The organism is Nonomuraea sp. NPDC048882 (assembly GCF_040649755.1).
Taxonomy (GTDB): Bacteria; Actinomycetota; Actinomycetes; order Streptosporangiales; family Streptosporangiaceae; genus Nonomuraea; species Nonomuraea maheshkhaliensis.
The window spans coordinates 148,056-162,670 of sequence record NZ_JBEZGB010000018.1 but is presented as its reverse complement, the minus strand read 5'-3'; the positions used below and the strand labels follow the sequence as shown (position 1 = coordinate 162,670).

The 14,615-nt window shown below is 68.0% G+C and carries 14 protein-coding genes; 7 read left to right on the top strand and 7 right to left on the bottom strand.

Annotated elements, in window-relative coordinates; genetic code table 11:
* Positions 1–141 precede the first annotated feature (141 nt).
* Both AB0C27_RS45125 and AB0C27_RS45120 read right to left on the bottom strand, forming a co-directional pair.
* Positions 142–699 carry a DUF433 domain-containing protein gene (locus AB0C27_RS45125; protein ID WP_357858548.1) on the bottom strand — a complete coding sequence of 186 codons (558 nt, stop codon included), beginning with the start codon at positions 697–699 and terminating at the stop codon, positions 142–144.
* Between the two features lie 111 nt (positions 700–810).
* Positions 811–1,389: a hypothetical protein gene (locus AB0C27_RS45120; RefSeq protein ID WP_357858544.1), complete on the bottom strand. Its 579-nt coding sequence runs from the start codon at positions 1,387–1,389 to the stop codon at positions 811–813.
* Positions 1,390–1,595: 206 nt separating this feature from the next.
* On the opposite strand from AB0C27_RS45120, the gene AB0C27_RS45115 reads away from it, so the two are divergent.
* Positions 1,596–2,177, top strand: a complete 582-nt coding sequence (locus AB0C27_RS45115) for an RICIN domain-containing protein (RefSeq protein WP_357858541.1) — start codon at positions 1,596–1,598, stop codon at positions 2,175–2,177.
* Between the two features lie 10 nt (positions 2,178–2,187).
* Here AB0C27_RS45115 and AB0C27_RS45110 read toward each other — a convergent pair whose 3' ends face one another.
* Positions 2,188–3,246 (bottom strand): LacI family DNA-binding transcriptional regulator, encoded by a 1,059-nt coding sequence (locus AB0C27_RS45110; protein ID WP_357858538.1) that lies wholly within the window; start codon positions 3,244–3,246, stop codon positions 2,188–2,190.
* Positions 3,247–3,393: 147 nt separating this feature from the next.
* Here AB0C27_RS45110 and AB0C27_RS45105 point away from each other — a divergent pair, with 147 nt between their 5' ends.
* The 5 genes from AB0C27_RS45105 (at position 3,394) to AB0C27_RS45085 (ending at position 8,426) form a co-directional block, all read left to right on the top strand.
* Positions 3,394–4,755: a hypothetical protein gene (locus AB0C27_RS45105; protein WP_357858534.1), complete on the top strand. Its 1,362-nt coding sequence runs from the start codon at positions 3,394–3,396 to the stop codon at positions 4,753–4,755.
* 5 nt (positions 4,756–4,760) lie between these two features.
* A complete protein-coding gene (locus AB0C27_RS45100; RefSeq protein WP_357858531.1) occupies positions 4,761–5,666 on the top strand; it encodes a sugar ABC transporter permease in 906 nt (301 codons plus the stop codon).
* Complete coding sequence (locus tag AB0C27_RS45095) at positions 5,663–6,487, top strand: carbohydrate ABC transporter permease (protein WP_357858528.1); 825 nt, start codon at positions 5,663–5,665, stop codon at positions 6,485–6,487. Before AB0C27_RS45100 ends, AB0C27_RS45095 begins: the two co-directional genes overlap by 4 nt.
* Positions 6,488–6,564: 77 nt before the next feature.
* Positions 6,565–7,689, top strand: a complete 1,125-nt coding sequence (locus tag AB0C27_RS45090; protein ID WP_357858525.1) for a glycoside hydrolase family 68 protein — start codon at positions 6,565–6,567, stop codon at positions 7,687–7,689.
* A 71-nt stretch (positions 7,690–7,760) separates the two neighbouring features.
* Positions 7,761–8,426 carry a GntR family transcriptional regulator gene (locus AB0C27_RS45085; protein WP_357858522.1) on the top strand — a complete coding sequence of 222 codons (666 nt, stop codon included), beginning with the start codon at positions 7,761–7,763 and terminating at the stop codon, positions 8,424–8,426.
* An 18-nt stretch (positions 8,427–8,444) separates the two neighbouring features.
* On the opposite strand, the gene AB0C27_RS45080 is transcribed toward AB0C27_RS45085, so the two are convergent.
* From AB0C27_RS45080 to AB0C27_RS45065, 4 genes are all read right to left on the bottom strand, one after another.
* Complete coding sequence (locus AB0C27_RS45080) at positions 8,445–10,082, bottom strand: beta-xylosidase (RefSeq protein WP_357858519.1); 1,638 nt, start codon at positions 10,080–10,082, stop codon at positions 8,445–8,447.
* Between the two features lie 47 nt (positions 10,083–10,129).
* A complete protein-coding gene (locus AB0C27_RS45075) occupies positions 10,130–11,023 on the bottom strand; it encodes a carbohydrate ABC transporter permease (RefSeq protein ID WP_357858516.1) in 894 nt (297 codons plus the stop codon).
* Positions 11,007–11,807 (bottom strand): sugar ABC transporter permease, encoded by an 801-nt coding sequence (locus AB0C27_RS45070; protein ID WP_357858513.1) that lies wholly within the window; start codon positions 11,805–11,807, stop codon positions 11,007–11,009. The genes AB0C27_RS45075 and AB0C27_RS45070 overlap by 17 nt, the downstream gene beginning before the upstream one ends.
* Before the next feature lie 192 nt (positions 11,808–11,999).
* Positions 12,000–13,316, bottom strand: a complete 1,317-nt coding sequence (locus AB0C27_RS45065; protein WP_357858510.1) for a sugar ABC transporter substrate-binding protein — start codon at positions 13,314–13,316, stop codon at positions 12,000–12,002.
* A gap of 224 nt (positions 13,317–13,540) precedes the next feature.
* Between AB0C27_RS45065 and AB0C27_RS45060 the strand changes: the two genes are divergently transcribed.
* Entirely contained in the window at positions 13,541–14,548 is a 1,008-nt protein-coding gene (locus AB0C27_RS45060) for a LacI family DNA-binding transcriptional regulator (RefSeq protein WP_357858507.1), read from the top strand.
* Positions 14,549–14,615: the final 67 nt, after the last annotated feature.

Sequence of the window (14,615 nt, the reverse complement as noted above, 5' to 3'; positions counted from 1 at the left end):
TGACCCGCGCGCATGACATCCGCGCGGGTCATCAGGGTCTCATCGCGCGTACCCGACCAGCCGGGAAGATCCAGCAGATGGACGATGTCGTGGTTCAGGACGAAGGTCGTCAGGACTTGGTGCAGCGGGCGGGGGACGTTCTCATCCAGCAGCCTCACGCTGCTCCCTTTGAGGCTCGTAACTGTCGACATAGTCCGCGAAGTCGGCAGCGTCCAACGCCGCAGTGGCCGACACGCTTGGGTAGTAGTCGGAGATCCGCTCAGCCGGAACGCCATCCCGCAGCAGCGCCGCGATCTCGTCGTACGGCACGCGGGTCCCTTCGATCACAGGCATCCCACCGCGGACAGCCGGGTCGACTGTGACGTGCTCGCGGGGATGCAGCAGGTCCGGAATGTGCCGTCCATCGCGGTAGAACGGCCGCAACACCTCGACCATGTCATGGATGACGAGATGGTTCTTACGATGCACCGGATCGGTGGCCTGACCTTGTTCGACCAGGTAGATCGTCGAACCGTCGGTCACCAACTGGTAGGCCGACAGGTGCTCGCGCTCCCGCAGGTCGTCGCGCAGCGGGTCCAACGCCCGGCGAATCTTCTGCAAGGACGCGTCGTTGCGCAGCTTCACGCACGTGCGCAACGCCACCAGATCCCGAAAGGAATACAGCACCGGACGCACCGGCGAGATCTCCGGCACCAGCACCGCGCCACGGCCGGAACTGGCCTTACGCCAGTGTGCGAGCTGACGAAGCGTGGCAAGCCGCCGCCACGAGCGGCATACCAGGCATCAACATCACCATTGACCAGGTCCTTCTCAAGCGCCTCGACTCCAGAGGTACCAGGGGCCGTGCCAGTGCTGGTAGAGGTTCTCGCCCTCGGACTCAGGCGGCTCGCCTTCGGGGCTCCAGGCGAAGCCGGTGGTACTGAGAAATCCGGCGCCGTCGATGGCGAAACGTGCTCCGCCGGGGATCCTCTCAGCCCATTCGACCGGGAACAGCCCGACCCAGGTGTCCACGGGCAGCGGCGTACCGTGTGAGACGGCTCGGGCGCGATCGTCGAGGGCAGGGCGGGACAGGGCGAAGCGTGCCTCCAGGGGTGCATTCACGTAGATCAGGCCGCAAACCAGTACCACGATCAGGGGCGGCACTGACCATACCGGCCATTCGCCACGAAACCACGCTGAAGATTGACGCCTGAGCAGCATGCGGACCAGCGTGACCAGCCAGACGAGACCGATGCAGAACCAGACATTGGCGATCAAACCCAGCCACAGCAGGTCCCAACCTGGAACACTCGTCGCCCAGAGGGTCGCCAGGGCCGCGACGACGGTCGGCACGATCGCCGCCGCTCGCCCGGGTCGCCAGGTGCCGGGGGCGGTTTCTGCCGTGTCCATGCAAGGAGCATAGAGATCAACTGGCCGCGGCGAGCGTCAAGTGTCGTGCGCCGGTCTTCTCACCCCGCCCGGAAACAGGCTAATCAACTTGATGGAATTTGGTCGGGTTGTTGACCTGCGTTAGGAGGGTTGTCGATAGGCTGCAACCGTAGGTGTCCAGCGCGTACATATGTTCTGCCTCGTGAGAACCCGTCAAGGGGGAAGCGATGTCGAGAAGAAAATGTGCACTCGTCCTCAAGCTGCTCAGCGCGACACTTCTGCTGTTCGCCGACGTGTCGCCGGCTCTCGCGAACACGCTTCGCCACGGCCCTTCCACTTACATCACCAACAGGTATTCAGGCCTGATGGCGGACTTCTCCATACGCCCGAGCTGCTACATCCCCGACGATGCCACCTGCCCCAACGGCACACCGATCGTCCTCGGACGACCCGGTCAACGCGCCATTTTCTCCTTTCACCTCGTGGGCGGGCAAGGGTACGAGATCAGGTGGTTCGGAGATTACTGCCTGGACGTCGCCGGTTTCGGCACGAATAATGGCGCCAAGGTGATTCTCTGGCAGTGCACCGGAAACACCAATCAGCGCTGGATGCCGCAGATATTTGAGGATGGCGACCCCAACGCCAAAATTCTGATGGGGATCCACAGCGGCAAGTGCCTCGATGCCGATAATCCGGCCTTCACCAGTGGCCGGGTGCCCGGGCCCGGCGCCCTCCTGCAAGTGTGGGACTGCGTTCCCGACACCGAGGCCGGTAATCTCGCGAACCAGGACTGGGCCTTCCAGTGGTAGGCCAGGTGAATCACGCGGACGGCGGCGCGATGGACTCGCGGTCGCGCACCGGCATCGGCACCCGGTGCACCTCACCCCGTCGGTCAGCGGTCGCATGGTCGCGGCCGATCTCGGTGAAGAGCACGTCGACGGCCTTGCGGCCGAGCTCGTAGTGCGGCAGAGCCACCGTCGTCAGCTTGGGCCGGATCCACGAGGCGATGGGATGGTCGTCGAAGGAGACCACGGACACGTCGCCGGGAACGTCGAGCCCGGCGTCGTCGAGTGCCTGGTAGGCGCCCATGGCGATCCGGTCGTTGAAGCAGATCAGCGCCCGCGGGCGCGCCGACTCAAGGAGGTCCCGCGTCGCGGCCAGGCCGAGGTCCTGCTGCCAGTCGGGGCACGGGCGAGCGCCCGCCACCTCGACGCCCGCCTCGGCGAACGCCTCCCTGATGCCGATGAGCCGTTCCACCGCCGCGACGCTCTCCGGAGGCACATCGCGCAGGGCGGGGCCCGCGCCGATCAGGTAGATGTCATCGCGGTGGCCGGCGTCGAGCAGGACCCGGGCCGCGCGGCGGCCGGCCTCCACCTCGTCGGGCAGGACGGAGGGCAGGCGAGTGGGCTGCGAGGGCAGGGCGTTGAGCAGGACGGCGGGGGAGGCCGTGATGGACGGGGGCACCTTGATGGTCCTGGTGAACATCGAGGCCAGGATGAGCCCGTCCACCTGGCGGTCGTGCATGGCCTGCAGCAGGAGCCGTTCGAGCTCGGCGTCTCCTTCCGTCTCACCGATGAAGAGCATGAAGCCCCGCTCACGGGCGGCCTCCAGCGCCCCCTTGATCATGTCGCCGGCCAGCCGCGAGGTCGCGACCGTGTCGGAGACGAAGCCGATGGTCCGGGTGGTGCCCGTACGCAGGCCCCTGGAGACGATGTTCGGCCGGTACTGCAGCTCCTCGGCGGTTCTCAGCACCCGCTGCTCGACGTCCTGAGAGATCCGCAGCTCGCGACCGCGGCCCGACAGCACGAGCGAGGCGGTCGGGCGGGAGACGCCCGCGGCTTTGGCCACATCGGCCAGCGTGACCCGGCGAGGGCTCACCCGGGACCTCCGATCGTCGAACGGTGAGTTGCAGGGGGTTGACATCGTACGACGTGCGCCGTGAGACTATCGGGCGCTAACACGATTTAGCAACGGACGCAGCACATCAGCCGGGTGCGAGCGTCCCCTGCAGCAGAGGAGATGCACATGGCTCGTCGCGTTCGCCCCGGCAAGGCCGGAGCCGCACTGGTGATCGCCATGGGGACGCTGGCCGCCGCTTGCGCCGCTCCCGGCGGCGACGTCGCGCAACCCACCGCCACCGGCACCTCCGCGCAGTCGGCCGCTCCCACCTGCGGTACGGCGCCGGTGACGATGAGCGGCTACTTCGAGACCGGCTTCCCGCTGCCCAAGGCGCTGACCACCGAGTTCTCCAAGCAGCACCCGAACGTGACCTGGGACATCCGCGAGGACCAGTTCGCGGTGATCACCCAGAACGCCCCCCGCGTGCTGGCGGACAACCCGCCCGACCTGATGCGCCTTCCCCAGGTCTCCGAACTCGTCAAGGACAACCTGCTGAAGAACCTCGACGGCTACGCGCAGTCCTTCGGCTGGGACAAATGGCCGGCCTCGCAGCTCGAACAACTCCGCCTGGGCCCCGGCGGTCGCCCGCGCGGCGAGGGCTCCCTCTACGCTCTGGGCCTCAACATGAGCATGACCGGCCTGTTCTACAACAAGAAGCTCGCCGCCCAGATCGGCATGTCGGCACCGCCCGCCACTCTGGCCGAGCTTGACCAGGCCCTCGACAAGGCCAAGCGGGCGGGCCTCACGCCCATCATGCAGTTCAACGGCGGCGCCACCGGCGGGCTGGCGTTCCCGCTGCAGAATCTCATGGCCGCCTACGGCCCGGCGGGGCCCGTCAACGACTGGATCTTCCAGAAGCCCGGCGCCACCATCGACACGCCGTCGAATCTGCAGGCCGCCCAGCACCTGGAGAAATGGATCAAAGCGGGCTATTTCCCGAAGGATGTCAACGCGGTCGACTACGCGACCATGATGAGCCGCTTCATCGACGGCCAGGGCCTGTTCATGTTCAACGGCGACTGGGAGTCGGGCAACCTCGACAAGCAGCTGCCGGGCGACGCCGGCTTCTTCCTGATGCCGCCGGCGCAGCAGGGAGGCAAGCGCGCCGCCATGTCGGCGCCGCTCACCTTCGGCATCGCCGCGAACGCCAAGAACGCCGGCTGCGCCGCCTTCTTCCTCAACTGGGTGGCCACCGACCGGCGGGCCCGTGACATCGGCGTCGAGGTCGGCGGATCACGTCCGATGGGACCGGCCGACGCGTACATGCCCGAGGTGGCCGCGGACAAGGTCACCGCCGCGACCCTGGCGGCCGGAGCGGACATCGCCAAGGACAACGGCGCGATGGACTTCATCGCGAACGCCACCGGCGCCATCTACGCCAAGAGCTGGACCCCCAACCTGCAGAAACTGGTGGCCGGCGAGCAGACGCCGCAGGGGCTGCTGAAGACGGTCCAGGCTGACTACGCCCGCCAGCTCGAAGGGAACTGAGCCAGGTGACGCCCCGGTCCGCGCACCGGCGACCGGCCGGCACCAGACTGCGCGGTCTGGCCGGCTGGCTGTTCATCGTTCCTGCGCTCGCCTTCTACGCGGTCTTCGTCCTGCGCCCCGTCGCCTTGACGTTCCAGTACTCGCTGTACGAATGGGACGGCATCGGCCCCTCCACCTGGGTAGGGACGGCCAACTACGGCAAGGTGTTCACCGACCCCGACCTGTTCGACTCCCTGATCAACGCCGGCGAACTGATCGTCTTCTTCAGCGCGATCCCGGTCCTGCTCGGCCTGGCCATCGCCGCCACGATCCGGCGGATCGCCCAGAGCCGGCTCGCCCTCGTGGCGCGGACCGTGCTCTTCCTGCCACAGGTCATCCCGCTGGTGGCCGCCGGCATCGCGTGGAGCTGGCTGCTGGCCTCCACCGGAGTGATCAACCAGCTCCTCACGCTCGTCGGCCTCGGCGGCGTGACCCGGGCCTGGCTGGGCGACTTCGACACCGCCCTGCCGGCGGTCGGCATGATCGGCGCGTGGGTGCTGCTCGGCCTCTGCACGCTGCTGCTCCTGGCCGGCATGAGCAAGATCGACCCCGCCCTGTACGAGGCGGCCCGGCTGGACGGCGCCGGGCCGTGGCGGGAGTTCGTCTCCATCACGGTCCCCAGCCTGCGACAGGAGATCGCCGTCTGCGTCACCGTGACCGTCATCGCGGCCCTGGCCAGCTTCGACATCATCTACATCGCCACCCAGGGCGGACCGGGCAACACCACCATGGTGCCCGGCCTGCAGATCTTCTACCTGGCCTTCTCCGAACGCGAGGTGGGCACGGCCTCGGCCCTGGCCATGGTCCTCATGGTGCTCGTGATCGCCTGCGCCCTGCCCATCCAGTGGTTCGCGAAGGACGGCAACCGATGATCACCTCCCGGCGGGAGTCCTGGACCGGCCGGCTGCTGCTCGTCGTCATGATGGCGGTCACGCTCCTGCCGTTCCTCAGCCTCTTCGTCACCGCCCTGCACCCCTCAGGCACCTACCCGGCCGGGCTGGCCTGGCCCGACGACCCGCGGTGGGGCAACTTCCTGCGGGCCTTCGAGGCCGCGAACATGGGCGCGCTGCTGTGGTCGAGCGTCCTCATCGTGCTGGGCGTCGTGCCGATCTCGATCCTGCTGGGCACGATGGCCGGCTTCGCCATCGGCCACCTGCGCGTGATCGGCGGCCGGGTGGTCTTCCCGCTGTTCGTGCTCGGCCTGACCCTGCCCTTCGAGGGCATCATCACGCCGCTGTACTACCAGATCCGCGACATGGGCCTGCTCAACACCCGGTGGGCGATCATCCTGCCGCTCATCGGCCTGTTCATGCCGTTCAGCGTCTTCTGGATGCGCGCCCACTTCGTCAACATGCCCGCGGAGCTGTCGGAAAGCGCACGCATGGACGGCGCCAACGTGTGGCAGCTGTTCCGGCGCATCCACGTCCCCCTGGCCATGCCGGCGATCTCGTCCCTGGGCATCCTGCTGTTCCTGTGGACCTGGAACCAGTTCCTGCTGGCCATCGTCCTGGTGGACGACCCGGCCAAGCGCACGATGTCCGGCGCCCTGGGCGCCTTCCAGGGTCAGTGGGGGACCGACATCCCGTTGTTGTGCGCCGGATCGCTGCTGATCCTGGCCCCCACGCTCGCGATCTTCCTCATCTTCCAGCGGCACTTCGTCAAGGCCCTGCTTCAGGGCTCGCTGAAGGGCTGACAGCACATCAGGCACATCACATCCGACGAGCGAAAGCTGAGGTCGTGCATGACCCTACGGAACGGGCGGGGCGGAGCGTGAGCGGTGGCCGACCGGCGCTCTGGACCAGCCGGCATCTCGATCTGCTCGTGGAGAGCGACGCGACCACGGCGCCCGCCTTCGACCCCAAGGCCCTGCCGCGGATCCTGCCGGGCCACGATCTCTGGGACCTGTGGCCGGTCCAGGAGGAGGACGGCTCGACCGCTCTGATCGGCGGCGACGAGGTGTGGATGGCACTGTCGGCTCCGGCCCTCGGTCACCCTGAGGAGCGTCACGACCAGGCCCGGATCCGCCTGCTCGCCAGGAACGACGGCGGATGGAAGGACCTCGGGAACGCCTTCGCCGACGACGCCTCGCCCGGCAGCCGCGAGTGGTCGGGATCGGCGGTCCGCCGGCCGGACGGAACGGTGTCGGTGTTCTACACGGCCGCCGGGCGACGCGGCGAAGCACGCCCCACCTTCCGGCAGAGCGTCGTCGAGACGCGCCTGCGCCGGTTCGCCGACGGTGACGCGCCCGCGCCGTACGAGGAACACCGGGAGATCCTCCGCTCCGACGGTCTGATGTACCTGCCCGCCGACGAGGAGACGGGGTCGGCGGGGAACATCCGGGCATTTCGCGATCCCGGCTGGTTCCGCGACCCCGCCGACGGGCGCGACTACCTGCTCGTCGCCGCGTCCACCGCCTGGGACGACCGCTTCACCGGTGCCGTCGCCCTGGCCGCCGCCCGGACCGGCGCCTGGTCGCTGCTCCCGCCTCTTCTCGTGGCGCAGGGCGTCAACCACGAGCTGGAACGGCCGCACGTCGTCGTGCACGGGTCGTGGTACTACCTCTTCTTCAGCACCCAGCGGCACAGCTTCCACCCGGCCGATCGTGCACCCACCGGGCTCTACGGCTTCGCCGCACCCGCGCTGACCGGGCCGTACCGGCCGCTCAACGGCTCCGGGCTCGTGATCCAGAACCCTTCCGGCCAACCGGATCAGGCCTACGCCTGGCTCGTACTGCCCGATCTGCACGTCACCGGCTTCGCCAACTACCGATCACCGGACGGCGGGGAGCTGCGGCACGCGGCAGCGGAGCAGGCGCGGGCCGGTTTCGGCGGGACCGCCGCGCCGATGCTCAAGCTCGCCCTGGACGGCCTGTCCACGTCCGTCGCCCCGGGTTGAACCTAGGGGCTCTCCCGTACGGCGAGCCCCGTGGATCAGGCGCCGGCCACCCCCAGCAGCCGTCGTCCGGCGTGCTCCGGCCGGACGTCGGGAGTGCCGCCCGCCGTGGCGCCGTCCGGCCGGCGGGGGAGCCCGCCTGGGTTCGGCGGCCGGCCACCCTGGCCAAGGCGGTGACGGCGGAGCTCGTGGAGCGCATCGTCCGCGGCGTGCACCCGTCCGGCACGCCCCTTCCTCCCGAGCCCGTTCTGTGCGAGACCTTCTCGGTGAGCAGGACCGTCGTCCGCGAGGCCGTGAAGATCCTCCAGGAGAAGGGGCTCGTCCAGGTCCGCCAGGGCGCGGGCACCATGGTGACCCCGCCCATGATGTGGGACATGCTCGACGAACTCGTGCTGGCGGCGACCATCGACATGGACGAGAGCCTGGGGATCCTGGACGACCACGTCGCCTACGCCGACCTCGACCGCGCCTTCCACGACACGATCATGCAGGCGTCCGGCAACCGCATCGCCCGGGGCGTCGTACGCGCGCTGGAGAGCCAGGTCGGCAACACCGCCCGCTACACGGGCAAGACGGAGCGGGCCCAGTGCGTGGCGTCCAACCAGGGCCATCGCCGCATCTACGAGCGCATCGCCGCGCAGGACCCCGACGGTGCCGCCGACGCCATGTTCCGGCACATCACCGAGGCCTGGCTGGTCCGGCGCAGCACGTCCAGCGCTCCCGTGCGGCTGCAACGCTGACGCCGCGCCCGGGGCGCGTCACGCCGACTGCCGCAACGACATCACCGCCCAGGGCGCGAGCTCGACGTCGAGGCGCAGCACGCCGTCGCCGGGCACGGTCAGCGCGAACCTGAGCAGCGAGCCGGCGACCTGGCGCAGGTACGCGCTCTCGGCCCGCGACGGGTTGAGCGGAGCCCCGAGCCGGTGCCAGGCCTCGGCGGCGTTGCCGTGCTCCCAGTCCACGATCTCGACGAGGAACGTGGCGCCCGGCTCCAGCCCGCCGATCGAGTGGCGGATCCTCCGGCTCGGTCCCCTTTCGGCCAGCGCGCGGGTCGCGGGGTAGGAGCTCTGCGCGGGGAGACCGCGCAGGGCCAGGTCGCCGGGATAGTTGTAGAACACCGCCGACACGGCCGACGTCCGGCTGTCGCGGGTCACGACCCCGTCTGACGCCGCCAGCAGCAGCCGGTCGCCGAGCCGGCCCAGCATCGCGAACGCGTGGAACGTGGGCTTGTGGATCCCCTCCTCGTTCACGAGGCCGAATCCGCCGTGGAACGGCCCGATCCCGGCGCCTCCCTCCTCGAACACGTCGGTGAAGGTCCAGTAGGAGATCGAATCGGCGAGCGTGGCGCACTTCAGGTACGCCCTCGTGATGTAGGTGGCCGCGAACACCGTGTCATGGATGAAGTCGCGGGACGACGGCGACGTCGACCACTCCGAGACGTGGATCTCCGCGTCGGGATACGGACTGTTCTTGACGAGCTTGCGCAGGAGGGTCAGGTCGTCGAACGTCGCGTCGGCGTACCGGGTGATCGGCACCGCCTTGCCGTCGGCGCCGAAGGCGAAGTCGGTGGGGTACAGGTGGGTCGAGACGAAGTCGATCGGAAGTTCGCGCTCCGCGCACCAGTCGATGAACTCCTCGATCCACACCGGGCGCCAGTCGAGCGCGTCGACGTCGGTCGCGGCGGCCGTCTCACGCATCGCCGATCGGTCCTCGCTCTCGCCCCGGTAGCGGTCGTCGGGCACGAAGACGCTCGTCGCGGGCCCGCCCACGCGCAGCGCGGGATCGATCCCCTTGATCGCCCGCACCGTCTGCTCATAAAGCTGGAAATACTCGGTCTTCGTCCCGGTCCAGAAGTGGGGGACCAGGTTCGGCTCGTTCCACACCTCGAACCGCCACTCCCGCACCTCGGCCAGGCCGTACCGGTCGATCCAGTGCTCGACCGTCCGCGTGACCAGCTCGACCCAGCGCGCCATGTCCTTGGGCGGGCTGCAGTGCGCGCCCCACCAGAACACGGTCTCCGTCTCCGTCGCCAGCTCGCGCGGCATGAAGCCCAGCTCGACGAACGGCCGGACACCGTGGTCCAGCAGGAAGTCGAACACCTTGTCCACGTAACCGAAGGTGTACACGGGCGAGGGAAGGGGCGCGTCCGGTCCGAAACCGCCGCCGTAGCTCTCCCGGTACACGAACATGTCGTCGTGGAAGACGCCGTGAAAGCGGATGTACTCGATGCCCAGGGTTTTGACGGCCTCGGCGAACTGCCGTTGCCAATCCGCGCGCAGTGCCTCGTTCGCGCGTCCCGCGCCGATGCAGCGGCTCCAGATGTGCGGGAGCGGGCTTTCGTCGCGGGGCTCACCGTCGATCAGGATCCGGGGTGCGCGGGCGCCGTCGGTCGTCATGGTCTCATTTCTCTTCACCGAGGATTTCATGGAGGTGCCGGCGTCGCTCATCCCTTGACGGCGCCCAGGGTCAGGCCCGACTGCCAGAACCGTTGCAGGCCGAGAAACGCGATGATCAAAGGAACGATCGTCAGCAGCGCGGAGGTGATGACGAGGTTCTGGATGAGGGCGCCGTTCCCGGCCGAGGAGCCCAGCTTGTTCCACTGGTTGATGCCGACGGTCAGCGGATACCAGGCGGAATCCTTGAGCATGATCAACGGCAGGAAGTAGTTGTTCCAGATCGAGACGAACGAGAAGAGCAGCACCGTCACGCTCGCGGGCGCGAGCAGCGGAAGCGCGATTCGGACGAAGGTTCTGAACTCCCCGGCCCCGTCGATCTTCGCGGCTTCCAGCAGACCGGTCGGCACGGCCTCGGCCGCGAACACCCACATCAAATACAGCCCGAACGGGTTGATGAAGGACGGGATGAGAATCGCCCACGGAGTGTTGGTCATGCCGACGTGCGCGAACAGCAGAAACTGCGGGATCGCCAGGGCGATGCCGGGGACCGAGATCGATCCGAGAACGACGAGCAGGAACACCCGCTTACCGGTGAAGTCGAGTTTCGCCAGTGCGTAGCCACCGAGCGCGGCCAGAAAGGTCGACACGGTCGCACCCACGACGACATAGAGAATCGTGTTGAGCAGCCACCGGAAGAAGATCCCGTCCTGGTAGGCGAACACCTGCACGATGTTGTCCCACAGGGCGAATTCACGCCCGGGAGCGAGCCCGAACGAGGAGACGAAGTCGGCCTGCGTCTTCGTCGCGTTGATGACCAGCCAGACGAGCGGCAGCAGGCAGTAAAGGGCGAACAGACCGGTCATCACGGTGAGGGTCGTGCTCTTCCTGGGATTGTCCACCGTGTGCGGCGAGCGGCCGCGCCGGCTATCGCTGGGAGGCATTCCGCAACCCCCTGATCTGGACGGCGTAGGCGACGGCGATCGTGATCGCCGCCATGACGAGCGCGAGTGCTGCCGCATAACCCTGCTGGGATCCGGTGAAAGCCAGGTTGTACGCGTACAGGTTGGGCGTGTAGAAGGTGGTGACGCCGCTGTTGGCTACCATCGAGGGCAGGATCTGCGGTTCGTTGAACATCTGGGACGTGCCGATGATGGAGAAGATGACGGTAACGACCAGGGATCCGCGCAGGGCCGGCAGTTTGATCGCGCTGACGATCCGCCATTCGTTCGCCCCGTCGATCGCGGCCGCCTCGTACAACTCGCGTGGAACGGCTTTGAGCGCGGAGTAGAAGATGAGCATGTTGAAGCCGGTGAACGCCCACGTCACCATCAACCCGATGGAGATGAGCGTCGTGTCGGGGGCGAAGGGATTGACGTCCGTCCCCAGAGCGCTGTTGAGGCTGCCGAACAGGCCGTATTTGACGCCCAGCAGGAATCCCCACATGAGAGTCGACACGATCGCCGGCACCGCGTAGGGGAGGAAGATCGTCACCCGCAGGAACTTGATGCCGTGCAGCCGCAGGGAGTCCAGCGCCAGAGCCAGCGCCACGGCGAGAACCAGCATGATCGGGACCTGGACGAGCGTGAATCGGGAGACGCGTCCGACCCCGTCCCAGAACTGGGGATCCTGCAGCAGCTTGGCGTAGTTGTCCAGCCCGACGAACGTGCTGCCCCCGATGAGCCGCTCCCGGAAGAAGCTGAGGTAGGCGGCGTATCCGATGGGCACGATGAACACCATCGCGAACAGCGCTCCGAAGGGAGCGATGAACAGTAATCCGATCTGTGATTTACGGCGCTTACGAGCACCCGCCGGACGCTCTGTCGCACCCGGTGACGCCGTGGCCGCAGCGGTGGCGTCGAACCGACGGGCCGGCTCCATATCCGTGTTCCTTCCGATCATCGCGTTGCCCGGTTCCCGTCAGGACACCTCGAAGCCCTGCTCATTGCCGTACTGCACACAGCGCCGTTTCCACTCTTCGAGGACCTGGGCGAGCGAGCCTTTCCCGGTGGTGTAGTACGGCGAGGCGATGTCGCCGTAGATCGAGCGCGCCCATTCGAAGAACGGCGGGTACTGCCAGCCGGTCGCGACGGTCTCCGACGCCTCGGCCAGCACGGTGCCGACCTTCTGGCCGCCGAAGTACTCGTTGGGCTTGCCCTTGAACGCCTCGCTCTGCAGCACCGACGTGTTCGGCACGAAGGCGCCCGCGTCGACCCGGGACGACAGACCGCCGCCGTGGGTGAAGTATTCGAGGAACGTGAAAGCCGCCTCCTTGTGCTCGGCCGCGGCCGGGATGCCGAAGGAGCTGCCGCCGTTCTCCGCTCCGACCTTGGCTCCCCGCGTCCACTGCGGCATCGGGGCGACCCTGAAGTCGCCGGCGGCCTTCGGCGCCCGCTCGGGCAGCGTCGAGGTCAGCCAGCCGCCCATGGTCTGGGTGGCGAGGGTGCCGTCGTTGAGCGCGCGGTTCCAGTCGTCGGACCAGCCGGTGATCTTGGTGTTCAGCAGGTCCTCGTCGAGCATCTTCTGCCAGAAGGCGACGGCCTTGCTCGTGCCCTCGTCGGTGAAGTCGATGCGCACCTTGTTGCCGTCCACCGTGAACGGGTGACCGCCGGCCTGCCAGATGAGCGAGAGCAGGAAGAAGAGGTCTCCCGTGTCCTGGGCGATGTAATGATCGCCCCCGAGCGCGCGGATCTTCTTGGCCGCCTCGTAGTACTCGTCCCAGGTGGCCGGGGCCTTGTCGATGCCGGCCTTCTTGAGCGTGGCGGTGTTGTAGAACATGGCCGACGGCCCGTAGTCGGACGGCAGCGCGTAGACCTTGCCGTTGACGGTCACGTCGTTCCAGGCGGCCTGTACGTAGTCCTGCTTGAAGTTCCCGACGCCGAATTCGGCGAGGTCGGTGAGCTTGCCGGGAATGGCGAAGTAGGGGACGACGAAGTACTCGAACATGGCCAGGTCAGGGACCCCGGAACCGGCCTGAATGGCGTTGTCGAGCGCCTTGTACTCGTCCGACGAGGAGCCCGCGTTGACGACCTCGACCTTGATGTTCGGGTTCGCGGCCTGGAAGCCGGCGACGGCCTTCTCGACCGTGCCGTCCCAGCTCCAGACCGTGAGCTTCACCTGTTCGGCACCGCCGCCTGTGGTGCCGCCGGTGGTGCCGGCGCCGCCTGAGCACGCGGCCAAGGCGACGACCGGCATGAGTACCGCGAAAAGGAGCCTGAGCTTCTGGGAGAGCCGCATGGGCTGCTCCTCTCGTCCATCGCTGGTTACGAAATTATTTCGCAACATATTCGGTGTTGCGAGGACATTAAGTGCCGGATCTGTCCCCTGTCAACGGAGAGTCCGGGAAGAATGCCTGGCAGCAACGGCACGAGGCGGTTCGTGGTAGGTTCCGAAATAGTTTCGGAGAGGGGAGTCCAGGGATGGGACGACGGGGTCGTTCAGAGCGAGCCACACTGGCGGACGTGGCGCGCCTGGCCGGGGTGTCGCCGACGACCGCGTCCAAGGTGCTGAACGGGCGCAGCGACGTCGGGGCCAAGACGCGGGAGCTCGTGCTGGGCGTGATGGCCGAGATCGGCTACCAGGCCACGGCGGTACGCCACACCCAGACCAGGGACCGGGCCCTGCTCACCGTGCTGGACATCGTGGAATCCCGCTACGCGGGAACGGTTCTGCAGGGCATCCTGCTGGCCGCCACCGCCGCCCGCGCCGAGCTCCTGCTCCAGTTCCCCGCCGGCGAGCCGATCAGCACCAGCCGCACCGCCGCCCGCGCCTGGCTGACCGACCAGCAGGCCGCCGGCGTGGCCGGCATCATCGCCCTGGCCGTCGCCGTCCCCGACTCCATCCTGGAAGCCGCGGAAGACCTGCCCATGCCCATCGTCACCATCGACCCGATCGACACCACCGAATCACGCCTGGTCAGCATCGGCTCCACCAACTGGGCGGGTGGCCGCTCGGCCACCGAACACGTCATCAAACACGGCCACCGCACCATCGCCTGGATCGGCGGCCCGCTCGGCTCGGCGCCCTCGCTCGAACGCTTCCACGGCTACCAAGCCGCTCTCCACTCCGCCGGCATCCCCACCGATCCGGCCCTCGTCCGCCACGAGGCCTTCTCCGTCGAGGCCGGGCACCGCCACGCCCGCGACCTGCTCACCCGCACCCCCTGGCCGACCGCCATCATCGCGGGCAACGACGAGATCGCCGTCGGCGTCCTCGCCGCCGCCCAGGACCTGCGCATCTCGGTGCCGGATCAGCTCTCGGTGACCGGATTCGACGACACCCCGCAAACCGAATGGACGACCCCGCGCCTCACGTCCGTCCGCCAGCCCCTCGCCGGGATGGGGCGCATGGCCGTCGAAACCCTCCTCGCCATGGCCGACGGCACCCAGCCCGCCTCCCAGCACCTCCAGCTCGCCACCACCCTCACCGTGCGCGACTCCACCGGCCCCGCGCCCGCACCCGCATCCTGACCGTCCGGCGGGGGTCGCATGGGCAGCACGGGTCGCTCACCTCGCCCTGAGCTGGTCCGAAAGCTTT